Source organism: Bacteroides sp. AM41-16 (genome assembly GCF_003603495.1).
GTDB lineage: Bacteria > Bacteroidota > Bacteroidia > Bacteroidales > Bacteroidaceae > Bacteroides > Bacteroides uniformis.
Window position 1 is genome coordinate 37,868 of the sequence record NZ_QTNE01000025.1, and the last position, 23,749, is coordinate 61,616.

Sequence of the window (23,749 nt, forward strand, 5' to 3'; positions counted from 1 at the left end):
CGTGTCTTATCGTTTTTCATTCAGTGAGTTCACAATCGGTTTCCGCAAGGAATACCACGCCGGTATAAGGGCCGACAACAGATTCAGTACGACACACAGCACCAATGCTGCGAGAAAAACCAACGGAGCAAACAGCATCTCACCCGATACGCGGACATCCACTCCTTCGGGCACCATGCCCGGCCAACTGTCGAGTACCGTAAATATCCACTCGCGTCCCGTGTAAAGTGCCAGCCATGCCAGCAGCAAGCCCAATGCTCCACCCAGTGCAGTCAACAGCAGGTTTTCCCACATCACTTGTGAAAGCAGTATCTTACGTCCGGCTCCAAACGACTTCCGCACCCCCATCTCTGCCAGGCGTCCCTCCATACGGCTCGATATCATGCCACTCAGATTCAAGGCAGGCACCAATAGCAATACGAGCAGGACAAGCAGGAAGTGGCGCACTGTGGCCCAAAGGTCAAACTCCATACCTGAATAAGTCTTAAAGACACTCAACAGATGGGAGGTGGGCTGCTCCCAAAAATCCACTTGCCATTCATCGGGATGCATAAGATTCTCCTTACGGCAGATTTCCTTTATCTCAGCCCGCAGAGCATCTCCCTGCTTACCGTCCTTCACCAGAAAGGTAGCGCTGAAAGCTCCCAGATAGGGAAGGTCGTACTTGGGAGTGCTGTAATCGGGCGACACCGTATAAGGTATATAAAGCTGTGCATAGGATTTAGAGGTGAGGTAACTGGCACTGCGCACCACCCCACAAACCCGATAGTCGATATAGTTCAGGCTGAACGAGCGTCCTACTACCTCTTCCGTCGTACCGAACAAGCGGCGTGCCAAATCATCGGTAATGACAGCAGTGGAAATGCCACTTGCCAGGTCGGATGCCGTGAATGGACTACCTTCCAGGAATTGGAAAGAATATATCTTGAAAAAAGCAGGGTCTGTCAACTTTACCATAACCGGAAAATCACCGCTGCGGTCGGCAGGCTGTATATAACTGTTTTCCGACAAATCATTATGCAGCTCGGCCGAAACGACAAGGGCATTCTCTACGGGATAGAACCAGTCTTGCAGTGCCTTGTAGGAAACAGCCCATTGCATGGTCCTGGTATTGTTGCCGCTTCCCTGCGTGAATTTTGAATTGCTGAGGTAAAGCGTATTCATGCGGTTTGCCTCTGGATAGACGGGCGCAATCTTCACATAATACACCACCGCCATAATCATTGTCATGGCAATGGCCAGCCCCGTACCCACAATGTAGAGCATGCTGAACAGTTTATTCTGCTTCAACAGCTCCCAGGCTTGTTTCAAGTAAACCTTTATCATTTTAGCTTCAACTTATTCTTGTTCTTATAGTTACTCATATCGCTCACCACCACTTCATCACCCGGTTGCAAGCCACTGACCACTTCTACAAACTCAAAGTTGGAATCGCCCAGCTGCACCTTGCGCTTTACAATTTCCTTGTCGGAATTGCGTACAAAAAGTTCATACTCCCCACGTCCCACATAATAGCTGGCATTGGCTATGCGCATCACGTCTTCCTTCACTGCATTCATCACATAGACGTCGGTTTTCAGACCGGAACGCAGTCGGCGGTTGTTGTCCTCATTCAACTGCACGGTAAAGGAGATGACGCCATTCTTTGAAAGCGGAGTAACACTGCTTACGGAACCTTCCAGCTTTTCGCTGCCAATCTTCACAATGGCCTTGCCGCCGGCAGCCACACGGTCACCGTAAGTATCGGCAATCTCGCCTTCCACCTTGAAGTGGCTCAAGTCGGAGATGACGGCAATCTGGGTCCCTTCAGGAACCTGGGCACCAATCTGATTGTTGATATAAGTAAGGATGGCCTTCCGGGGCGAACGCACCTGCGCATCGTCGAGCGTACGTTTGGTTTCGGCCAGTGTCTTCTGGAACATGCTGAAATCCAGTTCCTGCACTTGGTATTCTGCAGCCAGCACTTCCTTCTCGTTGGCATACTGCTGCTGTAATTGCTCGTATTCCAGTTGTGCTACGTTGTAGCTCAGTTCGGCTTGGCGCACTTTGTCGGTGGTGCCCGAACCGAGGCTATCAAGGTACTGCTCGTTACGCAGTTCCACCTTCATGCGGTCCAGCTTCATGGCGGAGACTTTGATTTTCATCTGAAGGTCGGTCAGTTTGGTCTGGTTGTCAAGTTTCAGCTGTTTCAGCTTGTAGCTGCGCATCTGCTCTTCATCCAGCATCTTTTTGTAGTCGGTTTCGGCACTCTGTAAGTCCAGTTTCAGGATAGGGGTACCGACATCCACACTATCACCACCTTTTCTGTACACTTCCAAAATGCGGGTATTAATAGGTGAATTTATAATTTCCTCGAATGCAGGAACCACTTTTCCGGAGGCACTGACACTGACTTCAATCGTACCCTTGCCTACTTTGGAGAATACAAGGTCTTTCTCCTTCACTCCCGTACGCATCAATGAAATGAGTACACTGACCACTACGATACCTGCCACGCCGATAGCACCGTAGCGGATGATTTTCTTATTGCGTTCTTTATTACGCACTTCTTTCGGAATTTCTCTATCCATATCTTTTAATTTTATTGTTTGCGAACATAACGCTTAATATATACTAAATCCATGCCAAAATCATAACCCCCTGAAAGTAAGCGAAAAGACAAAAAAGAAGGGTGTCCGTTTTCGGACACCCTGTACATTTTCGGATAGCTTCTTTATCTTAATCTCAAGCGGTCTCCCACCTCGGGCACGTATTCCGCATCCTTACGATTCATCTTATAAAGGTTCTTCAGACGAATACCGTACTTTTGGGAAATGGAGTGCATGGAATCGCCGTCCTTCACAATGTAGACAGTATGGGGTTTGGCAGCTTTCTTGCGCTTTTCTTTCAAGTAGATGATGTCTCCCACCTCCAGTGTATATTCTTTATGGAGGTCGTTGTATTTCACCAGTTTCTTCCAGCTGATGTCAAACTCCTTGCCCAACACCTGGAAGGTGTCTCCGTCGCGCGCCACGACATAAGCTATATCGTTGGCAATGTACACCTGATGCGGATTGGCCAGCCAAGGTTTCTTTTTCAGTTCCTTCTCCCAACTGCGGACATCGTGTTTGCTCATGCCACGGCTGTCGTACTTATACAGTTCATAGTCCTCAATAATGGTTATCAGGCGGTTGGCATACGACGGGTCGGTAGCATAGCCGGCCTTCTTCAAGCCGCGCGCCCAACCCTTATAGTCCGTAATCTTCAGTTTGAAAAGAAAAGCATAACGTGCTCCCCGTTTCAGGAAATCGGAATGGTCTTCATAAGAGTCTTTCGGATTGCGATAAGCGCGGAAACATTCATTGCGGGCATCGTCATCATGCCTCACCGTCCGTCCGCGCCAGTTGCCTCCACACTTGATGCCGAAGTGGTTGTTGCTCTTACGCGCCAGCTCGCTGTATCCGGCACCACTCTCCAACAGCCCTTGGGCCAGCGTGATGCTGGCAGGTATCTTATGACGTTGCATCTGCTCCACGGCAAGGGGAGCATACTGTTTGATATACTCATTGTAGCGGGCATTCCGGCGTTGTGCCTGCACTGTTGTAATGGAAATAAAAAGAAATGCTATGATAGCAGTCAGTCTGAAAATCCGTTTCATGCTTAAAATGTTGAGTTCTGCACAAAAGTCCGTAAAAGAATTGAAATAACCAATCTCTTTTCTATCTTTGTAACATTAATTACAATATAACCCTTTGCCTTATGAAAGAATTAAATATCGAAATCGCCGTCAAGATATACGACTATGAAGAACTGGATGCCGCCGACCGCGAACTGATGGATGCCGCCCGCGAGGCTACCAACCGCAGCTATGCCCCTTACTCCCACTTCTCGGTAGGAGCTGCAGCCAGACTGGCAAATGGTATTGTAGTGACCGGCACCAACCAGGAAAACGCCGCCTATCCTTCCGGGCTGTGTGCAGAACGCACCACCCTATTCTATGCCAACTCCCAACATCCCGACCAGGCAGTAACCACCCTCGCCATTGCTGCACGCAACGAGCACGACGAGTTCCTGGAGTCTCCCATCCCGCCCTGCGGCGCCTGCCGGCAAGTGATGCTCGAAACGGAGAAGCGCTTCAAGCAGCCAATGCGGGTGTTGCTGTATGGCAAAAAAGGAATCTACGAGCTGAAGAATGTGGGAGAATTACTGCCACTCTCGTTCGATGCTTCGGCCATGAAGTAACAGAACCAATAAAGTATTAACATCGTGTCTGCAGGAAGTTAATTTCTTGCAAACACGATATTAACTTCTTGCCGACACGATATTAATATCGCAAAAAGCCTTTGTTATTCAGTGGAAATCATTACCTTTGCGCCCACTAACCAATTAATTCCACCGATGAGAATATCCGACTAAAGACAACACATTTCGGTAAACATCACTATCAACATGCTTTTTCAGACTGAACGCTGAGCATCACCTATATAGATGTTTAGCCAATACTGTGTTTGTCTGTACCCCTCCCCTTCGAGAATTTCAATTTCGGGGAATGCTTGCATCTCCCCTATCATTCTTACTTCTAAAAACACAGTAGAAACTTATGAGCTTTATCATTAAAGACCTTAGCTATATCCATGCAGATAAGGAAATCTTGTTTTCACACCTCCACTTGAGTATCAACTCCGGAGATAAAATAGCCCTGACCGGAAATAACGGTTGCGGCAAGTCTACCCTCATGCGCATTTTGGCAGGAGACTTGTCACCAAGTTCGGGAACGGTGCTACGCCCCGAACATCTGTACTACGTGCCCCAGCACTTCGGACAATACGACCGGCAGACAATAGCACAAGCTTTGGGAATCAGCCACAAGCTATCTGCCCTGCATGCCATCCTAAGCGGTGACGCTACCGAAAAGCACTTCAATACGCTCAATGATGACTGGAACGTGGAAGAACGCGCCCAGACTTCTCTCGACAGCTGGGGACTGGACGGTATCCCACTCTCCCGTCCGATGGAAGGACTTAGCGGCGGCGAAAAGACCCGCATCTTCCTGGCAGGCATGGAGTTGCACAACCCAACAGCCATCCTGCTGGACGAACCGACCAACTATCTGGACGCGGATGGACGGGAACGTCTGTATAACTTGATACGACGGACATCGGCTACCGTGCTCGTCATCAGTCACGACCGCACGCTACTGAATCAGTTGCCTGCCATCTGCGAACTCTCCTCCCAGGGATTGACGTATTACAGCGGAAACTACGACTTCTACAAAGAACAGAAGGCCCTGCAACAGAAAGCCCTTACCCAACAACTGGAAGAGAAGCAGAAAGCCCTGCGCCTTGCACGCAAAGTGGCACGCGAAGTAGAAGAACGGAAGGCCAAACAGAATGTGCGGGGAGAAAAAAACTCCATTAAAAAGGGGATTCCCCGCATCATGATGGGAGCACTGAAAAACAATGCGGAAAACAGCAGCAGCAGACTCAGCAGCATTCATACGGAGAAAACGGAAAAATTACAGGCAGAAATGTCAGGTATCAAAAGTTCACTGCCACAGACAGACAAACTGAAAACAGACTTCAATGCCTCTCATCTGCATGTGGGGAAGGTTCTGGTCAAGGCAAAGGACGTCAACTTTCATTATCCCAGCCTCGCGGCTTCTCCTATGGAGACAACCCGTCCGGAGGCAGTAAAGGAGCTCTGGTCTTCCTCCCTCACCTTCCAGTTGAGAAGCGGCGACCGCCTCAGCCTGAAAGGAAAAAACGGCAGTGGAAAAACAACCCTGCTGAAACTCATCATGGGCGAACTGCACCCCACCGGCGGAGTGATGGAGCGTGCCGACTTCACCTCCGTCTATCTGGACCAGGAATACTCCCTCGTCCGTAATGAGCGCAGCGTACTCCAACAAGCAGAAGCCTTCAACCACCGCCACCTGCCGGAACATGAAATGAAAACCATCCTCAACCGTTATCTCTTTCCCCACGACGTGTGGAACAAGCCGTGCAGCAAACTGAGTGGCGGCGAAAAGATGCGTCTTTCCTTCTGCTGCCTGATGATTGCCGACAACACCCCGGACATGTTCATTTTGGACGAACCCACCAACAATCTGGACATCGAGAGCATAGAAATAATAACGGCAACGATACGCGACTACGCCGGCACCGTAATTGCCATCAGCCACGACCGGGAGTTTCTGAAAGACACCGGCATCGAACGGGAGATACTTTTGGAATGAATCAGTAATTTAGGTAACAACAACCGTAATTTGTATACTGCCATTCTCATAAAACCTGCCTATTTTTGCAGCACGTAATCATTTACTAACTAACGAACAACGAATATGAGCAAAAAAGTATTAATCCTCTCCTCCAGTCCCCGCAGGAATGGAAACTCCGACCTCTTGTGCAATGAATTCATGCGCGGTGCCGCAGAGGCCGGACATCAAGTAGAAAAGATTTTCCTGAAAGACAAGCACATCAACTACTGCACGGGATGCAGCGTATGCAGCATGTACGGCAAACCCTGCCCACAAAAGGACGATGCCGCCGAAGTGGTGGAAAAGATGATTGCCGCCGACGTCATCGTCATGGCAACCCCCGTCTACTTCTACACCATGAGCGCGCAGATGAAGACACTGATTGACCGTTGTTGCGCACGCTACCTTGAAATAAAGGACAAGGAGTTCTACTTCATCATCGCCGCCGCCGAAGAAAGTGTCCCCATGATGGAGCGTACCATCGATGGTTTCCGTGGCTTCCTCGACTGCCTGGAAGAGCCCAAAGAATGCGGCACCATTTATGGCGTGGGTGCCTGGAAGGTGGGCGAGATAAACGACAAGCCTTCCATGCACGAAGCCTACGAGATGGGAAAAAAGGTATAAAGAACGAATACTAATCGCTATACAATACATTTATGCTACGTACCATCAGACTGACCCTTGCCGTCATCTTCTTCGCACTCATCACGCTGTTGTTCCTCGACTTCACGGGAACACTGCATGCCTGGTTCGGATGGATGGCGAAGATACAATTCCTGCCGGCCGTGCTGGCACTGAACATCGGTGTAGTACTGTTTCTTGCAGTGCTGACCTTGGTATTCGGACGCATCTACTGCTCCGTCATCTGCCCGTTGGGAGTATTCCAGGACATTGTTTCCTGGCTCTCCGCCAAACGGAAGAAAAACCGTTTCCGCTACTCGTCCGCACTGAAATGGCTACGCTACGGTGTGCTGGGAGTATTCGTACTTGCCATTATCGGCGGACTGAACTCTTTTGTCGTGCTGCTGGCCCCTTACAGCTCATACGGGCGCATCGTTTCCAGCCTTTTCTCCCCACTCTACCAGTGGGCAAACAACGGACTGGCCTACCTGGCCGAACGTGCTGACAGCTATGCCTTCTATGAAACGGATGTATGGATGAAGAGTCTCCCTACCCTGCTGATTGCCACGGTCACTCTGGTGGTCCTCATCGTGCTGGCATGGCGAGGTGGACGTACCTATTGCAACACCATCTGTCCGGTAGGTACAGTGCTTGGCTTCCTCTCGAAGTATTCCTTGCTGAAACCGGTGATTGACACAAAGAAGTGCAACAGTTGCGGACTTTGTGCCCGCAACTGCAAGGCATCGTGCATCAACATCAAGGCACACGAAATAGATTACAGCCGTTGCGTGGCATGTATGGACTGTATCAACAAGTGCAGGAAAGGTGCCATCACTTACACACGCCGCAAGTCGGTCTCCGCTGCAGTCTCCCAGGACTCCCCCGTGGCACCGGAGCAGGTAAACGACGCCCGCCGCGCATTTCTCTCTACAACTGCCGTGTTTGCTGCTACGGCAGCCCTCAAGGCGCAGGAGAAGAAAGTGGACGGTGGACTGGCTGTCATCGAGGACAAAAAAATCCCCGAGCGCGCCACTCCCATCACTCCTCCGGGCTCACTGAGCGCCCGCCACTTTGCACAACACTGCACAGCCTGCCAGCTCTGCATATCGGTATGTCCCAACCAAGTGCTCCGTCCTTCTTCGGACTTGACAAAACTGATGCAGCCGGAAATGTCCTACGAACGCGGTTACTGCCGCCCCGAATGCGCCAAGTGTGCGGAGGTGTGTCCTACCGATGCCATCCATCTGACGAGCCTCGCCGAGAAATCGGCCGTCCAAATCGGTCATGCCGTATGGATTAAGGAGAATTGCATCTGCATCACAGACAAGATGGAATGCGGGAACTGTGCCCGCCATTGTCCGGCCGGTGCCATACAGATGGTTCCTTCAGACCCGGAAGACGAAGCCTCCATCAAGATACCGGTAGTCAACGCCGAACGCTGTATCGGATGCGGAGCATGCGAGAACCTTTGTCCGTCGCGTCCGTTCAGTGCCATTTATGTGGAAGGCCATGTGATGCACAGAACTGTCTGAAGCAGCTTTATCACCCTAATATCCATTTATAATTTCAGTCCTATCACAATGAAAGAAGACAATAAGAACAAGATAAACCGCCGCGATTTCTTCAAACTCGCCGGTGCAGGAACGCTTGCCTCGGCAGCAGCCCTATACGGCTGTTCGGGCAACAAGAACAACGGGGAAAGCGAATCGGCCGCACTGGGCGAGATATCAACCGACAAGATGACCTATCGTACCAACCCCAACACGGGCGACCGGGTTTCCCTGCTGGGATACGGATGCATGCGATGGCCCACCCGGAAACGCGCCGACGGGAATGGAGACGAAATAGACCAGGAAGCCGTGAACGACCTGATAGACTATGCCATTGCCCACGGAGTGAACTATTTCGACACCTCCCCCGCCTATGTGCAAGGTCTGTCGGAGCGCGCCACAGGCATTGCCTTAAAACGCCATCCACGGGAGAAATTCTTCCTTGCCACAAAGCTGTCCAACTTCAGTCCCAGCACGCACAGCCGCGAAGAGTCCCTTGCCATGTATCACCGCTCCTTCCGCGACCTGCAAGTGGACTACATCGACTACCTCCTGCTGCACGGCATCGGCATGGGCGGCATGGAAGCCCTCCGTTCCCGCTATCTGGACAACGGCATGCTGGACTTCCTGCTGAAAGAGCGCGAAGCCGGACGCATCCGCAACCTCGGATTCTCCTATCATGGAGACATCGAAGTCTTTGACTACCTGCTCTCCCGCCACGACGAACTGAAATGGGACTTCGTACAAATCCAACTGAACTACGTGGACTGGCGACATGCCAAAGAAGTGAATACCCGCAACACGGATGCCGAATACCTATATGCCGAGCTGGTGAAGCGCAACATTCCCGCCGTTATCATGGAGCCGTTGCTGGGCGGACGCCTATCCCGCCTGAACGACCACTTGATGGCACGTCTAAAACAACGCCGTCCGCAGGAGAGCGTGGCTTCCTGGGCCTTCCGATTCGCAGGTACTTTCCCCGATGTGCTGACCGTACTAAGCGGAATGACGTACATGGAGCATCTGCAAGACAACCTGCGTACCTTCTCCCCGCTTGTTCCATGTACGGAAGAGGAGTTTACCCTGCTGGAAGATACCGCCCAGCGAATGCTGCAATACCCCACCGTGCCGTGCAACGACTGCAAATACTGTATGCCGTGCCCCTATGGACTGGATATTCCAGCCATCTTGCTGCACTACAACCGCTGCATCAACGAGGGCAACGTGCCGCAGAACAGCCAAGACGAGAATTACCGCGAGGCACGCCGCGCCTTCCTGATAGGCTATGACCGCAGTGTTCCCCGTCTCCGCCAAGCCAACCGCTGCACCGGTTGCGGCCAATGCAACCCGCACTGTCCGCAAGGCATCGACATCCCGGCGAAACTGCAGGAGATAGACCGATTTGTGGAAGCGCTGAAGCAGGAAACCCTTTAACGGACTTACCTTCAACCCTGGTTGTCCATTTTAAGGATTACCAATCATATACAGATTCTTCTTTTTGTATAACTTTGCAAAAAGAACCATAGATAAACGATGAATAAAAAGATTTTAACCGCAGTTTTAATAAGTATCGCCCTTCCGGGTAGTATGCTGTCCGCACCTGCCGACAGCCTCCGGCTGAAAAGCTACAAGCTTGATGAAGTCGTGGTGACCGGGACGAGAAATGAAACAGACATCCGCCACCTGCCAATGGCCATCTCCGTAGTGGGTCGTCGGCAACTGGAACAGACCTACCAGCCCTCCATCCTGCCTGCACTGACCGAGCAGGTGCCCGGACTTTTCACCACAAGCCGCGGCATCATGGGCTACGGCGTATCCACGGGAGCCGCAGGAGGCATGAGCCTGCGCGGCATAGGCGCCGGGGTGAATGCCGCCGGAGGACCTACGACCAGCCTGCTGGTGCTGATAGACGGACATCCGCAATACATGGGCCTGATGGGGCATCCCATCGCCGACGCCTACCAGAGCATGATGGCCGAACGGGTGGAAGTGCTGCGCGGTCCCGCCTCCGTCCTCTACGGGTCCAATGCAATGGGCGGGGTTATCAACATCGTCACCCGCAAGATGCAGGAGGACGGGGTGAAAACCAATGCGCAGATAGGATACGGTTCCTACAATACCCTGCAGACGGAAGTCTCCAACCGCGTGAGGAAAGGGCGTTTCAGCAGCGTGGTGACCGGCTCGTACAACCGTACCGACGGACACCGTGACGACATGGAGTTTGAGCAGTATGGCGGCTATGCCAAACTGGGATACGACTTCAGCGACACCTGGAAGCTGTGGGGCGACGTGAACATCACCCGCTTCAACGCCTCCAATCCCGGCGAAGCCGACAATCCGTATATAGACAACGACTCGCGCATCACACGCGGCATGACCTCCTTCGCACTGGAAAATCGTTACGACCGTACTTCCGGCGCCGTGAGCTTCTTCTATAACTGGGGCCGGCACAGGATTAACGACGGCTACCACCCCGGAGAAGAGCCCCAGAAGTCGCACTTCAACTCCAAGGACCGGATGCTGGGCATATCGTGGTATCAAAGCGCCACGCTCTTCACCGGCAACCGCCTGACCGTAGGTTTCGATTACCAGCACTTCGGCGGAGAGTCCTGGAACAAGGTTGTCGCCATCGACGAGGCAAAACCCGGACAGCAGATTGGTGACCGCATCCCCGGCGTGGACAAGCAGATGGATGAATTTGCAGGCTATGTGGATTTCAGGCAGGACATCAACAGTTGGCTTTCACTGGACGCCGGTGTCCGCATAGACCACCATTCGCACGTAGGCACGGAATGGATTCCCCAAGGGGGACTGGCTTTCCATCTGCCGCGGCAGGCAGAACTGAAAGCAATGGTGAGCAAAGGATTCCGTAACCCCACCATCCGGGAGATGTACATGTTCCCTCCACAGAACCCCGATTTGAAAGCGGAGAGCCTGATGAACTATGAACTCTCCTTTACGGGGCAGCTTTTGGGAGGGGCCATGTCCTATGGGGTGAACCTCTACTACATCAACGGGGACAACATCATCATGACGGACCCTGCCCTGCGCAAGAACGTCAACTCCGGCGAGATAGAGAACTGGGGTGTGGAAACCAACCTCGGATACCGCATCAACCGCCACTGGCAGATGAATGCCAATTATAGCTGGCTGCACATGGAGAATCCGGTACTGGCGGCTCCCGAGTACAAACTCTATGCCGGTGCGGACTTTACGCAAGGACGTTGGGGCCTGTCTACCGGTATACAATACGTGAAGGGTCTCCATACCTCGGTCACCCCGGGTAAGGAGAAGCAGGAAAGCTTCGTACTCTGGAACCTGCGTGCCAACTACCGTCTGTGCAGTTTTGCCGACGTCTTCGTCAAGGGTGAAAACCTGCTGGCGCAACGCTATGAAATCAATGCAGGCTTCCCCATGCCGAAAGCCACGGTGATGGGAGGCGTAAATATCAACTTTTAATACTGTTGCGAAGGAGTATATTCTACTCGATAGATATGGTCGAAGAATGGTGCCCACTCATTGTCCGTGATGCCAATCTGCAGACCGTAGAAGTGTGTACCAGCTTCCCGACAACGGCGAATCTCCTCCATAAAGGCAGGTGAAGAGTGAGGAATCTTGAAATCGCTGACCCAAAGCACATCGGCATTCATATACTCCTTGCCTTCTTTGAGAAGGTGGAACGTGGCTTCCAGCATGCGGGTGGCATCTGTATCCCCGCAAGCTGTCTTTGAGAAGAATTCGAGCAGCCTTGCCCGCTCTTTCCTTACGTCAATCGGATGGATGGAGACGGAAAAGGCTATCAGAAAGCAGTTCCGCCGTTGACGGTCGGCTATCTCCAGGAGCTTTATCAGCAGGGAGTGGGTAATCTTCTCCGGCTTGCCAGCCATGCTTCCCGAGGTGTCCAGACAGACAATCATCGGACCTTTGGGACGGGCGGGCTTGGTTTCGATGCGCCGGGCAGGCTGCATGATTTCCGATTTATAACGGAAGGTCTGGAGCTTGCGAGTAAGGTATTTGTAGACGAACAAATCTTCCAGTTCACTGTCGGCGGAATGGGCAAGCTCAATGGGAAGCAGAGCATTGAGGTCGTTGCCGGTACTGATGCCCAGGATGTCACATTTAGAGGAGTGCTCCATTTTGTAGACGTTTCCCTCGGCAACGCGGATTTGCTCACGTCCTTCGTCGTCTGCCATACGCCCCATCTTGCGGGCCACTTTCACTATCTCGGGGCAAGAGCGCTGGATGCGCACGATTTTCCGTATACGCTCAAAGTCGACAGTATTCCACAAGCCGCTCATCATGCCCCAGGTCTGGAAGAATTCGTCCTTATCCACCCGGTTCTGGCGGATGTACTCGGGGATGTCTTTCAGATTGGAACGGAGCCTGCGCTCGAGGGCATCTTTGCGGAAAGCAATCTCTTTCTCCTTTTCTTCGTGCATCTTCAGTTGGAAGGCGTCTTCCCAGTCGTCCACCATTTTCTCCCAGACTTCATCGTCCGCATATCCTCCTTCTGTGCCGAAGTGGCTGCGGTAGAAACGGGAGTCGAAGCCGTACTCCCGGTATTTGTCGGAAATCTGCTGGAGCAAGGCTTGCCAGCCGTCTTTCCGCTTTGCCATGGACCATTCCAGCACGAGTTTCATCCCGGTCCGTTCCGACTGGCTTTTCCGGAGGTTGTACCTCTCCTTCTCCAAGTTCAATTGGATGAACTGAATCATGGTGTCGTAAAAGATACGTGCACAGACCTCATCGCCCAGCACCTGCACCTTGACCATGGAGTCGTTCATCACGGAGAGCAGATAGGCATACAAGGGCTCGGTATCCGTCTCAGCACACTCTCCGGTGGCTACAAAACGGTCCAGTGCCTGCACATAGAAGGCGGTGTCATATCGGGTGACGGTGGTGTTCATCTTCTTCTTGGTTACTGGAGGATTATTCGTCTCCATATCTCAGTTTGCGCATGTCCACACGCGCCCAGGCTATTTCCTTGCGGACGATGGAGACGTATTGAGCTACGCTCTTTTTGTCTTCTTCGGAGACGAAAAGGTTGTCGGACAAATCTCTTACCAGGCGGTCTATGCTGGTGGCGGCGGCGTCCAGTTCCGTCTCGTAGTCACGGTCGGTGACGGAGAGGTTTCCCAGCCAGAGTTGTTGCTCCTCACCTCGTTGCAGACGCCGCATGGGGAAGCGCACACCGTTGATGTAGAGATGCTTGTCGTCGCGGTAGAGGGTGACGCGTTCGGTGCCTTCCTCTTTCACGGCGCCGGTGTCGGCAAAGGCGCGGATGATGGTACGCTTGGGATTGATGGGGTCGGCATACATTACGCCCAAGGTGGGGGCATCTTTGGCGCTGTACTCCTTCAGATTTTTGTAGTCCACGATAAAGATGTAGGTGTTGCCCGTACCATGTTTCTCCACCTGGTAGTAGAAGTGTTCCGTTATCAGCAGGTCATCGTCCCTACGGTCGCCGGCAAGGCGGGCTTTGTCGAGGGCTTCGCGCACACGGCTGACTTTCAAATCGGATTTCAGCGAGGAGGCGATACCAGCAATCTGTTTTGTGTGGGACACGAATAAGGCACGGATAACGATGTCACGGATGGCAACGCTCTCATCAGGCTCACTCCATAGGCAGTGGTAGACGGGAAGCAGGTCGGTCATGGAGACTTCCGTGCGGCCGTGGACGAAGGCGGAGGTCTTGAGCAGCTTCACGATGTTTTTCCAGCGGCGGTCGCTGACGTAGACATTGCGGCGCAGGTCGGAGTCTTGCATCTCTACGCTTGTCAGTCCGTGGCGAATGGCTGTGATGCAGGAAAGAACATCGAGAGGCAAGGTTACGCGGCGTATCTCAGCTTGCCATTCGGCATACTCGCGGTCGGAGATTTGCCATTCGCAGGCAGTCGTTTCCGGATGGTCGGCAGAATCGTCCAGCAGCATTTTGTAGAAAGACTCTTCCTGCTTGACGCAGGTGCAGAGAATGCGGATAAGGAAGCGGTCCCATAGGGCTTCCAGTCCCTCGCCTTGAGCGGGCAGTTCGTTACTGGCAGCTACGAGCAGTTTGAGGGGGAGATGCAGTTCCTTGTCGCCGTTGCGGAAAAGTTTCTCGTTGATGACGGTCAGCAGAGTGTTCTGTATGGCAGGGCCTGCTTTCCATATTTCGTCCAGAAACACGACATCGGCTGTGGGCAGATAGCCGTCGATGGCACGTTCATACTTGTCGGATTCTTTCAGTCGGCTAATGCTGACAGGACCGAAAATCTCGTCGGGCGTAGAGAAGCGGGACATCAGGTATTCAAAGGCACGGGCATCTGTAAAAGCCGACTTTAGCCGCCTGGCTACCATTGACTTGGCTACTCCCGGAGGTCCCAGGAGCAGAATGCTCTCGCCTGCCAGAGCTGCCAGCAGGGAGAGGTTTATTTCAGTTTCTTTTTCGTATACTCCCCGGTTCATTTCGGAAAGGAGGAGACGAATGCGTTGGGTTATTTCCACAATATGATTTATTTATAGTCAGTACTCATGTATAAAGAAAAGTGTGTAAAGATACAAAATAGTAGGGAAATCAGAGAGAGTCTTATTAAGATTCACTATCTTTGGAAAACAAATACACACAGACACGCACACACGTTGTGATTTGCTTTCATTTCCTATATCTATTACCATTTCTACCTGGAGACAAATTGTCCCCAGGTAAGTGACCAGTCCTTCATCGGGTCAGTCCCTATTATTGGGGATTTAACAATCCCCCCTCTTTTGCCGAAAACTAAAACTTTCCTCCCCAAACACTACCCTTCGTATCACAATATTTTATACCTTTGTTCACTAAGAAATAATCGTCCCATACCCATTTCTGTTTCGTCCGACAGCTGTCGGACGATAATTAAACAACTGTTGGACGATAATGCAACAGTTGTCGGACGATTAGTTTTTAGGAAGAAGAAAATTAATCCGCTTAGCGACAAAAATAATTCCCCGAAGCGACGAGAACTGTTTATCGCTATAAACAAAAATAAATATCTTATGAGCGCGTATTACGACCTTTACGAAACGCCTTCGCCCGACGGGAAAGAAGACAAGAAATCACTCCATGCACGTATCTGCCCGAAAAGGACTTATACCCAAAAGGAGTTTGTGGAACATATCGCAACTTTCCAACATCTGCCCAAGAATGTGATAGGGGCAGCATTGGATGCCTGCATTGACGAGTTGTGCGACCTCCTTGCCAACGGAAACATCGTGGAGCTGGGAGAACTCGGATTCTTCAGCACTTCACTGAAATGTTTGCGCGAGACCGACGACGAGAAAAAGAAAATCCGCTCCGAATCCGTCCAATTCCAAAACGTACACCTGCGCATCAGCAGCACGTTCCGCAACAACATCAAGAAGAAAATGACGTTGGAACGTGTACACTCCACTACCAAGAAATCGAAAAAAGTAGTAGAGACCACCGAAGAAACAAGAAAAGCCGAACTGGAACTGTTCCTCAAGCAGAATGTATGTATCAACAAGAACGAATACATCCAGCTAAGCGGACTAACCAGACATGCCGCCATAGACGAACTGAACAACTTCATCCGGCAAGGGTTCCTGCGCCGCCGCGGAATGGGAAGGTCAACGGTCTATGTGCGACAAGAAAAAGACACAGCAAACGAAATTTAGGGGGGCAAGCACAGAGACACAGAGACATAGAAATTAATTTGAAAAGAATCTCTGTGCCTTTGTATTTTCGTGTTCATCCCCCCCAAAATAATAAAACAACAAACAATGGAAAAATCAACAGAACCCCAACCCTCCACGCAGTGGTTCGTCTTCTTCAAAGACCAACTGCTGCTGAAAAAAGGATATACAGACAAAGGAGAAATAAAATACAGCGTACCCGTCAGTATAGAGCCTCCTCTGACACCGGAAGCCGGAAGTAATATACACGAAGTGTTCCCCCCCAACGGCAAGCAAGTACGTGCATTCGCCTTGGAACAGCCCGTGGCCGAAACCGACGAATGGGTCATGATAGGCCTGCGCGCATCGTACGACTACATCTCGCCGGACGAGTACCGTTCTGCAGGAAAGGCCTTCCAGATACTCTATTGGGACGAGCACAGCCACTTCTGCCCCGTGTGTGGTACCGCCATGGAGCACCAGACCCCCATCATGAAGAAGTGTCCCAACTGCGGCAATGAGATGTACCCTCCCGTTTCCACCGCCATCATCGTACTGATACGCAAAGGAGACGAAATCCTGCTGGTGCATGCCCGGAACTTCCGAGGAACCTTCTACGGACTGGTGGCAGGCTTCCTCGAAGCCGGCGAGACACTGGAAGAATGTGTGGAACGGGAAGTTTTTGAGGAAACGGGGCTGAAGGTAAAGAACATCACCTACTTCAGCAACCAGCCCTGGCCCTACCCCAGCGGATTGATGGTGGGTTTCATTGCCGACTACGAAAGCGGGGAGATAAAACTGCAGGAAGATGAGCTGACCGCTGCCGCCTTCTATTCCAAAGACAACCTGCCCGAAATTCCACGAAAACTGAGTATCGCAAGAAGGCTGATAGACTGGTGGATGGAGAACAATTAAAAATTAAAGAATTAAAAAGAGGGGGGGAAGAAATTTTAAAAAGCAGATTGCGGAAAACACACACTCACAAACGAACAACTACGAATGAAACGACTCTCATTCACATCAACCAATCGGTGTGTAACCGCAATCTGCCTATACTTAACTTCCCTGCAAACGTTTTGTTCATCAACCATCGGGTTTAAGTCTTTATTTAAGTTTTCTTTCAACACAGAAGCAAAAGGAAGAGGCGCAGCCCTCACGGGTTACGCCTCTCCGAACACTATATACACATTTTTTCCTCTTTCCTATCAAATGCCGAGTGACTTGCGCACTGCCTCCACTTTCTTCTCAGCTTCGGCATCGGCGCTGGTATAGCATTTCGGACAACCCATCTCGCCCTTCACCTCGATATAGAACTTTATCTTCGGTTCCGTACCGGAAGGACGGACAGAAATCTTCGTGCCGTCTACAGTGAAATATTGAAGTACATTGGAAGTCTCGGGCATATCCAGCTTGCTTACGTTGCCCTGGACATCAGTAAGTTCCAGCGTCTTGTAATCCTTAATCAGACTGACAGCCGAACCGCCGATTTCCTTCGGAGGATTGGCACGGAAGTTATCCATCATCGCCTTGATTTCCTCGGCACCGCTCTTACCCGGTTTCACCACATTCACGGTGGTTTCCTTTGAGAATCCATATTCTACATAGATTTCCATCAATACGTCATAGAGCGTCTTACCCTGGTCTTTGGCCCAAGCACAGATTTCGGCCAGCAAGGAGCAGGCAGAAACCGCATCTTTATCACGGACAAAGTCTTCGGCCAGGAAGCCATAGCTTTCTTCACCACCACCGATATACTGCTGCTTGCCTTCGCTCAGACGGATTTCGCGAGCAATCCACTTGAAGCCGGTGTAGCAGTCGCGCATTTCAATCTTGTTCTTGTCTGCCACAGCCTTGATGAGTTCAGTGGTCACGATGGTCTTCACGATGAAGTCGTTTGGCTGCATCTTGCCCATTGCAATACGGTTCTTGATGATGTAGTACAAGAAAATGAGACAAGTCTGGTTACCATTAATAAGCACCCACTCGCCCTTATCGTCCTTGCAGGCCATACCGACACGGTCGGCATCCGGGTCACTTGCCATCACGATGTCAGCGTCAATCTTCTTGGCCAGCGCAATGGCCATGGAAAGGGCTTCGGCATTTTCGGGATTCGGAGAAACCACCGTCGGGAAATTGCCGTCCTTCACCATCTGTTCGGGCACGCAGTTGATATTCTCAAATCCCCACTCCTTCAATGAGTCCGGAATGAGCACGCGGCCTGCGCCATGAAGCGGAGTATACACAATGCTGAGGTCTTTCTGGCGACGGATGACTTCGGGGTCGATGGAGATGGAGTGAACCATGTCCAGATAAACCTTATCCACTTCCTTGCCGATAATCTGAATCAAGTCCTTGTTGCCGTTGAACTTGATGTCGGCCACCGTCACCTTATTCACCTCGTCTATGATGGCTGTATCGTGCGGAGCGAGCACCTGCGCACCGTCATCCCAATAAGCCTTGTAGCCGTTGTATTCTCTGGGGTTGTGGCTGGCTGTAATGTTGATACCGCTCTGGCAGCCGAAGTGGCGAATGGCAAATGAAACTTCGGGCGTAGGACGAAGGTCATCAAAAAGATATACCTTGATGCCGTTTGCAGAGAAGATGTCGGCAGAAATCTTTGCGAACTTGTCGCTATTGTTGCGGCAGTCGTGCCCCACAACAACGGAAATATCCTTCTTTCCGGCAAAACATTTGTTCAGATAGTTGGACAAGCCCTGTGTTGCGGCACCTACGGTGTAGATGTTCATGCGGTTTGTACCGGCACCCATGATGCCACGCAGACCACCCGTTCCAAACTCCAGGTCTTTGTAAAAACTGTCTATCAATTCGGTTTTATCTGGATTTTCCAACATGCGTTTCACTTCTGCCTGAGTTTCGGCATCATATGCCGGGGTAAGCCATTTTTCGGCTTTCTCAGTCACCTGCTTAATCAGTTCCTGATTTTCCATAAGACTGTTATTGTTTTAAGGGTTAATATAAACTTTTTTGTAAGACACAAATGTAGAAGAATAAGTTCAAATATCCTAATTTTATTCAGGCATTTTATATCTGTCTCCCGTCTGCTTAACATACTCTTCAAGGAACTCCTTCGGGTATCCCGGGCGGATTACGCCTGCCGGCTGGCCGATGGAATTACGTTCGAATTGACCGTTTTTCATACGTTTGACAACGCCGTCATTATACTTTACGACAAGAAACTCGCCAAGACGTTTCCAAGTATCGAAAGTGCTTTGGGCAGTCATGTTCGTATAGTTGGTAAGGAATGCCTTTGCTTTGGCAGGGTCTTTTTCCAGTAGTTTGGCAGCAGCAGCCTCAACGCCTTCCTGCGCTTCGTTGAAGGTTGTCTCCAACTCTGTCTGAGTGGCACGCACGTCGCCCATCATCAAGTCATAACGGGGATAAACCATATTGGCCACCCAGTTGAAAATCCAGAAAGCGGAGTTCCAGGAGAAAGTGATGTAATCGGCGCCGTCCACACGGGTGTAGCATACGGGAACCTTGTCCGTACAGCAGTATACGGGCGTAAATACCGTCATGTTGGCATCATCTGTGCCGAACCACAATACTCCACCGATAGGATCGGGCAACTCGGAGCGCATCTGTGCCACGAATACGAAACCGCTCTGCTGGGTGGAGATGGGACGTTCATTGAAGTATTCCTGGTCACCCACCTTGAAAGAAAGCGGGGAAAGGCGGTACGGGGTATGATACGGGCCTGCGCCGAAATCTTTGCTGATGTCGAGAGGAGTACCTTCATAATGGTCGCGCATGGCGTTCTTCACATCCTGCACGGAAACCTTGCGGTTGGGCTTCACAAACAGAGGCATCGGAGTGTTCGTCTCACCTAATATATAAGGCAGGAACTCGTTGCCACGGTCGGTAAACATATTGAAATAGCTCCATACACGGGCCTCGCAATAGCGACGGGCACCGAAATCGAGCGGAGCGTAGGCATCGGCAAAGCTGAAATCCTTGTTCACACCGTCAAAATAGCCCTTCTCGCGTGCAAAGGAGATGACGTCGGCGGAGTACATACAGTTCTCCTTGTCGTTCATGTTGAACTGATGAATGCGGCTCTGGTTGGCATGAGCAGAGATACAATCATCGGGCACGCGGACAGCCACCCATACGGCACCGCGCACACCGGGTCCCTTGCCAATCATCTCCATAATCCATATTTCGTTGGGGTCGGCAATGGTAAAGGACTCGCCACTGCTGTAATAGCCGTATTCCTGCACCAACTCCGTCATCACCTTAATGGCCTCGCGGGCGGTGCGTGAGCGTTGCAGACCGAGGTAAATCAGGCTGCCATAGTCGATGATGCCGGTGGTATCCACCAGCTCGGGACGTCCGCCGAATGTCGTCTCACCGATAGTGAGCTGGAACTCATTCATATTGCCGATGACATTGTACGTCTGGCGGGCCTGCTCTATCTGCCCGAGGTATTTGCCGGTGTCCCACTCGTGTATGTCAATCAGCGTACCTTTCTTGTGCATACCGGCAGGATAATGATATAACTCGCCGAACAAACCATAAGAATCGGCAGAATAGGAAACAATGGTAGAACCGTCCGCGGAGGCGTTCTTGCCTACGATAAGATTGGTGCAGGCCAGCGCATTCGCCACGGCTGCCACAACAAACAAGACGGAAAGAGTCAGTCTTTTACTTTTCATACTTCTAAATTATAATGTTACTAAATATTTCAGTCTTTACCATACAAAATCAAACTGTTCGGTAGTACGGTTGCCACAGCCATCCGTCACCGTCATCTCCACCACATGCTTGCCGCCTTTCTCCACATATTTCGGGTCGAGCTCGCACACCAGGTTACCACTGATGGAATTGGGCTTTCCAAACAAGGCATACTTCCCGTCAATCGTACCCCGATAGGTATTGATGCCGGTTTCCTTGTCCTTGGCCTTGAAGATGATTTTTCCCGTACGTCCCCATTGGGCTTGGTTCACGGGAGTTATCACCGGCGGAACCGTATCCACCGCCACGGTATAAGTCCCCAAATCCCGTATACGCACTTTCATGACACCATCCTCATACTTACCGCCGATACGGTATTTTCCACCGCGTGCCGTTACGCCCGCCACATAATATTTGGTCACATCCTCCACCGGACGCCGGCGCAAGCCGATACGCAAATCGCAGGCATTGTGCATAGGAATACGGGTATCGTTTAGTTGATAGGTGAAAGCGATGTCGCCACTATCAGCCCGCACGGAGTAGTTCAGCAAGACGTCATCGTAGAGCATTCCTTTCGGGATAACCAACTCCAGCCCCGGCTCCTGCAGATAGTTCACCTTGTCCCATTTGAGGGCATATTTCTCACGATGTTCCACCGGAGCAATTATCGTCTTCTGTCCCTGGACTGTAAAGCGGACTTTAGAGGTATTTCCCAGCGCATCGCTCAGTGTATAGACAAATCGGTAAGGGCGTTCTTCGTTGATTTCCACCAGTCCGCGATTGCCGTTGGATGCCTGCAGCATGCGAAGACGGTTGCCCGGCTCTATAAAAGACTTCATGTACTGACCGTGTGTCCACGAATTGATATAGCGGTTCTCCTCATAGGCAAAGCGGTCTATCGTACTGCGGAAGACTTCCTCACCGTCCACTTCGAGAATCACCGTCTTCACGCCATATTTATTCTGCACTCCGTCCATATAGTCGTAGGCACGGATGCCTGCACCAATCAGTCCCCAGGCGGTAATGGGTTTCGTTGGATGTGCCGGAAAAGCCCGTCGCGTCTGCTTGCCCTCCACCACTCCTTTTCCCGGCTGTGGAAACAGCATGATACCTTCGGCACGCGGGGCAGTCTTGTCTTTCACCTTGTTCATGAAGAAAGGCAGCGGGTCGATATATTCGTCCGTAGCCGTCTCTATCATATCCAGATGCAGGTGCGGACCGAAAGAGTATCCGGTGTTTCCGCTCAAAGCTATTATCTGACCGGCCTTCACGGGATATTCATCGGGTTCGGGAGTAATTTCCACCTCCCAACTTTCTTTCTCGTACTGCAAGTCTTCAACCCGGCGGGCCACATCGCCCACAAAGGCACTCAAATGGCGGTTTATCGTCGAATAACCATTGTCATAAGCCACATCGAGCACATAGCCCGAACCGTGGGTAACGCGGATACGCGAAATATATCCGTCGGCCAGAGCGCGTACCGGCTTGCCTATGGTTCCACCGGTCTTGAAATCCAGTCCGCCATGAAAATGGTTGGCACGTATCTCGCCGAAGTTACCGGAGAAAGTGATGGGAAAATCAAAAGGCGGGATGAAGGAGGGCTTGTCTGTATCGGTTTCTTGGGCATAGCCGCTTTGCACACTACCAATAAAGAACAAAAGAGAGAAAAATATAGAATATTTCATATTTTGTACAGTCAATATTATTTTAAATGCATGCAAATATAAAAAGAATAGTTCTCTCTACCTACAGAAAGCTACAATTATCATTGATTAAAACATGCATAAAAATTCTGTTGAAGAACATAGATGCACCGATAACACCCAAGCCGGGAAATCGCTATATTGCGCCATGTTTAACCCCCCAATTAAAACTTTAAGGTTATGATTATCGGAGTACCTAAAGAAATCAAGAACAACGAGAACCGCGTGGGAATGACCCCTGCCGGAGTAGCCGAATTGGTGAAAAAAGGTCATACGGTGTATGTGCAAGCCACAGCAGGCGTAAACAGCGGTTTCTCCGACGATGACTACATCGCCGTAGGTGCAAAGACTTTACCGACCATTGAAGACACGTATGCCGCAGCCGACATGATTGTCAAGGTAAAGGAACCTATTGCACCAGAGTACAAACTGATTAAAAAGGGACAAGTGGTATTCACCTATTTCCACTTTGCAGCCGATAAATTACTGACCGAAGCCATGATTGAAAGCGGTGCCGTCTGCATCGCCTACGAAACCGTGGAAAAAGAAGACCACTCACTTCCGCTACTTACTCCTATGAGCGAGGTGGCAGGACGTATGGCTACCCAAGTAGGAGCCCGCTTCCTTGAAAAGCCACAAGGCGGCAAGGGAAAACTGATGGGTGGCGTGACAGGCGTACGTCCCGCACGCGTACTTGTCCTCGGAGGCGGTATCGTGGGCACCAATGCCGCACAGATAGCTGCCGGAATGGGTGCCGAGGTGCTGATTACAGACATCAACCTCCCTCGCCTGCGTTACCTGAGCGAAGTGATGCCGAAAAACGTAAAGACACTCTATTCTTCCACCCATAACATCAAGATGGAATTGCCGAACATCGACATGGTAGTAGGTTCCGTCCTCATCCCCGGTGACAAGGCCCCGCATCTCATCACCCGCGAAATGCTGAAGATGATGAAACCCGGCACCGTACTCGTGGACGTAGCCATCGACCAGGGCGGTTGTTTCGAGACCTCCCATCCCACTACGCACAGCGATCCTACCTACATTGTGGATGGAATTGTGCACTACGCCGTTGCCAATATCCCCGGCGCCGTACCCTTCACCTCCACCATGGCACTGACAAATGCCACCCTGCCCTACACCGTTGCCCTGGCATGCAAGGGCTGGAGACAAGCCTGCAAGGACGATCCGGCTCTGGCGTTGGGATTGAACGTAGTGGAAGGCAAGGTAACATACAGAGCTGTAGCCGATGTCTTCGGGCTGAAATATGAGGCGATTGAGTTATAAGTTATAAGTGATGA

Annotated in this window: 17 protein-coding genes; 9 read left to right on the forward strand and 8 right to left on the reverse strand. The window is 51.2% G+C overall.

Annotation, left to right across the window (positions count from 1 at the left end):
• Positions 1–6 precede the first annotated feature (6 nt).
• From DW896_RS18610 to DW896_RS18620, 3 genes are all read right to left on the reverse strand, one after another.
• Complete coding sequence (locus DW896_RS18610; RefSeq protein WP_119993686.1) at positions 7–1,326, reverse strand: ABC transporter permease; 1,320 nt, start codon at positions 1,324–1,326, stop codon at positions 7–9.
• Positions 1,323–2,570 carry an efflux RND transporter periplasmic adaptor subunit gene (locus tag DW896_RS18615; protein ID WP_061411533.1) on the reverse strand — a complete coding sequence of 416 codons (1,248 nt, stop codon included), beginning with the start codon at positions 2,568–2,570 and terminating at the stop codon, positions 1,323–1,325. The genes DW896_RS18610 and DW896_RS18615 overlap by 4 nt, the downstream gene beginning before the upstream one ends.
• A gap of 143 nt (positions 2,571–2,713) precedes the next feature.
• Positions 2,714–3,637 carry a glucosaminidase domain-containing protein gene (locus tag DW896_RS18620; RefSeq protein WP_008664751.1) on the reverse strand — a complete coding sequence of 308 codons (924 nt, stop codon included), beginning with the start codon at positions 3,635–3,637 and terminating at the stop codon, positions 2,714–2,716.
• Between the two features lie 101 nt (positions 3,638–3,738).
• On the opposite strand from DW896_RS18620, the gene cdd reads away from it, so the two are divergent.
• The 6 genes from cdd (at position 3,739) to DW896_RS18650 (ending at position 11,865) form a co-directional block, all read left to right on the forward strand.
• The gene (cdd, locus tag DW896_RS18625) at positions 3,739–4,221 is read left to right on the forward strand and encodes a cytidine deaminase (RefSeq protein ID WP_005837423.1); all 483 of its coding nucleotides are present in this window, start codon (positions 3,739–3,741) and stop codon (positions 4,219–4,221) included.
• Between the two features lie 358 nt (positions 4,222–4,579).
• Positions 4,580–6,214, forward strand: coding sequence for an ABC-F family ATP-binding cassette domain-containing protein (locus DW896_RS18630; protein ID WP_119993688.1), 1,635 nt, complete (start codon positions 4,580–4,582; stop codon positions 6,212–6,214).
• Positions 6,215–6,319: 105 nt separating this feature from the next.
• Entirely contained in the window at positions 6,320–6,859 is a 540-nt protein-coding gene (locus DW896_RS18635) for a flavodoxin family protein (RefSeq protein ID WP_022400806.1), read from the forward strand.
• Positions 6,860–6,891: 32 nt separating this feature from the next.
• A complete protein-coding gene (locus DW896_RS18640; RefSeq protein WP_119993689.1) occupies positions 6,892–8,388 on the forward strand; it encodes a 4Fe-4S binding protein in 1,497 nt (498 codons plus the stop codon).
• 48 nt (positions 8,389–8,436) lie between these two features.
• The gene (locus tag DW896_RS18645) at positions 8,437–9,840 is read left to right on the forward strand and encodes an aldo/keto reductase (RefSeq protein ID WP_005837427.1); all 1,404 of its coding nucleotides are present in this window, start codon (positions 8,437–8,439) and stop codon (positions 9,838–9,840) included.
• Between the two features lie 153 nt (positions 9,841–9,993).
• Complete coding sequence (locus DW896_RS18650; RefSeq protein WP_371413398.1) at positions 9,994–11,865, forward strand: TonB-dependent receptor; 1,872 nt, start codon at positions 9,994–9,996, stop codon at positions 11,863–11,865.
• On the opposite strand, the gene DW896_RS18655 is transcribed toward DW896_RS18650, so the two are convergent.
• Positions 11,862–13,313, reverse strand: a complete 1,452-nt coding sequence (locus DW896_RS18655) for a hypothetical protein (RefSeq protein ID WP_022400810.1) — start codon at positions 13,311–13,313, stop codon at positions 11,862–11,864. The two genes, DW896_RS18650 and DW896_RS18655, sit on opposite strands and share 4 nt — an antisense overlap.
• Positions 13,314–13,335: 22 nt before the next feature.
• Positions 13,336–14,889 carry an AAA family ATPase gene (locus DW896_RS18660; RefSeq protein ID WP_008664763.1) on the reverse strand — a complete coding sequence of 518 codons (1,554 nt, stop codon included), beginning with the start codon at positions 14,887–14,889 and terminating at the stop codon, positions 13,336–13,338.
• A gap of 528 nt (positions 14,890–15,417) precedes the next feature.
• On the opposite strand from DW896_RS18660, the gene DW896_RS18665 reads away from it, so the two are divergent.
• Both DW896_RS18665 and nudC read left to right on the forward strand, forming a co-directional pair.
• Positions 15,418–16,056: an HU family DNA-binding protein gene (locus DW896_RS18665; protein WP_005832241.1), complete on the forward strand. Its 639-nt coding sequence runs from the start codon at positions 15,418–15,420 to the stop codon at positions 16,054–16,056.
• A 105-nt stretch (positions 16,057–16,161) separates the two neighbouring features.
• Positions 16,162–16,968: an NAD(+) diphosphatase gene (nudC, locus tag DW896_RS18670; protein WP_016274387.1), complete on the forward strand. Its 807-nt coding sequence runs from the start codon at positions 16,162–16,164 to the stop codon at positions 16,966–16,968.
• 290 nt (positions 16,969–17,258) lie between these two features.
• On the opposite strand, the gene DW896_RS18675 is transcribed toward nudC, so the two are convergent.
• The 3 genes from DW896_RS18675 to DW896_RS18685 all read right to left on the reverse strand — a co-directional run bounded on the left by DW896_RS18675 (position 17,259) and on the right by DW896_RS18685 (position 22,430).
• Positions 17,259–19,001, reverse strand: a complete 1,743-nt coding sequence (locus DW896_RS18675) for a phospho-sugar mutase (protein ID WP_119993693.1) — start codon at positions 18,999–19,001, stop codon at positions 17,259–17,261.
• An 81-nt stretch (positions 19,002–19,082) separates the two neighbouring features.
• Positions 19,083–20,726 carry a C69 family dipeptidase gene (locus DW896_RS18680; protein WP_008664769.1) on the reverse strand — a complete coding sequence of 548 codons (1,644 nt, stop codon included), beginning with the start codon at positions 20,724–20,726 and terminating at the stop codon, positions 19,083–19,085.
• A 36-nt stretch (positions 20,727–20,762) separates the two neighbouring features.
• Positions 20,763–22,430: a M23 family metallopeptidase gene (locus DW896_RS18685; RefSeq protein ID WP_044468296.1), complete on the reverse strand. Its 1,668-nt coding sequence runs from the start codon at positions 22,428–22,430 to the stop codon at positions 20,763–20,765.
• 198 nt (positions 22,431–22,628) lie between these two features.
• Between DW896_RS18685 and ald the strand changes: the two genes are divergently transcribed.
• On the forward strand, positions 22,629–23,735 hold the full coding sequence (gene ald, locus DW896_RS18690) for an alanine dehydrogenase (protein WP_009038263.1): 1,107 nt from the start codon (positions 22,629–22,631) through the stop codon (positions 23,733–23,735).
• Positions 23,736–23,749: the final 14 nt, after the last annotated feature.

Bases quoted from the DNA above. Each gene is read 5' to 3' on its own strand.
- DW896_RS18650 (WP_371413398.1), top strand. From the start codon at position 9,994: ATGCTGTCCGCACCTGCCGACAGCCTCCGGCTGAAAAGCTACAAGCTT.
- DW896_RS18610 (WP_119993686.1), bottom strand. From the start codon at position 1,326: ATGATAAAGGTTTACTTGAAACAAGCCTGGGAGCTGTTGAAGCAGAAT.
- DW896_RS18635 (WP_022400806.1), top strand. From the start codon at position 6,320: ATGAGCAAAAAAGTATTAATCCTCTCCTCCAGTCCCCGCAGGAATGGA.
- DW896_RS18675 (WP_119993693.1), bottom strand. From the start codon at position 19,001: ATGGAAAATCAGGAACTGATTAAGCAGGTGACTGAGAAAGCCGAAAAA.
- ald (WP_009038263.1), top strand. From the start codon at position 22,629: ATGATTATCGGAGTACCTAAAGAAATCAAGAACAACGAGAACCGCGTG.
- DW896_RS18620 (WP_008664751.1), bottom strand. From the start codon at position 3,637: ATGAAACGGATTTTCAGACTGACTGCTATCATAGCATTTCTTTTTATT.
- cdd (WP_005837423.1), top strand. From the start codon at position 3,739: ATGAAAGAATTAAATATCGAAATCGCCGTCAAGATATACGACTATGAA.
- DW896_RS18680 (WP_008664769.1), bottom strand. From the start codon at position 20,726: ATGAAAAGTAAAAGACTGACTCTTTCCGTCTTGTTTGTTGTGGCAGCC.
- DW896_RS18630 (WP_119993688.1), top strand. From the start codon at position 4,580: ATGAGCTTTATCATTAAAGACCTTAGCTATATCCATGCAGATAAGGAA.
- DW896_RS18645 (WP_005837427.1), top strand. From the start codon at position 8,437: ATGAAAGAAGACAATAAGAACAAGATAAACCGCCGCGATTTCTTCAAA.
- DW896_RS18615 (WP_061411533.1), bottom strand. From the start codon at position 2,570: ATGGATAGAGAAATTCCGAAAGAAGTGCGTAATAAAGAACGCAATAAG.
- DW896_RS18665 (WP_005832241.1), top strand. From the start codon at position 15,418: ATGAGCGCGTATTACGACCTTTACGAAACGCCTTCGCCCGACGGGAAA.
- DW896_RS18685 (WP_044468296.1), bottom strand. From the start codon at position 22,430: ATGAAATATTCTATATTTTTCTCTCTTTTGTTCTTTATTGGTAGTGTG.
- DW896_RS18655 (WP_022400810.1), bottom strand. From the start codon at position 13,313: ATGAACACCACCGTCACCCGATATGACACCGCCTTCTATGTGCAGGCA.
- DW896_RS18640 (WP_119993689.1), top strand. From the start codon at position 6,892: ATGCTACGTACCATCAGACTGACCCTTGCCGTCATCTTCTTCGCACTC.
- nudC (WP_016274387.1), top strand. From the start codon at position 16,162: ATGGAAAAATCAACAGAACCCCAACCCTCCACGCAGTGGTTCGTCTTC.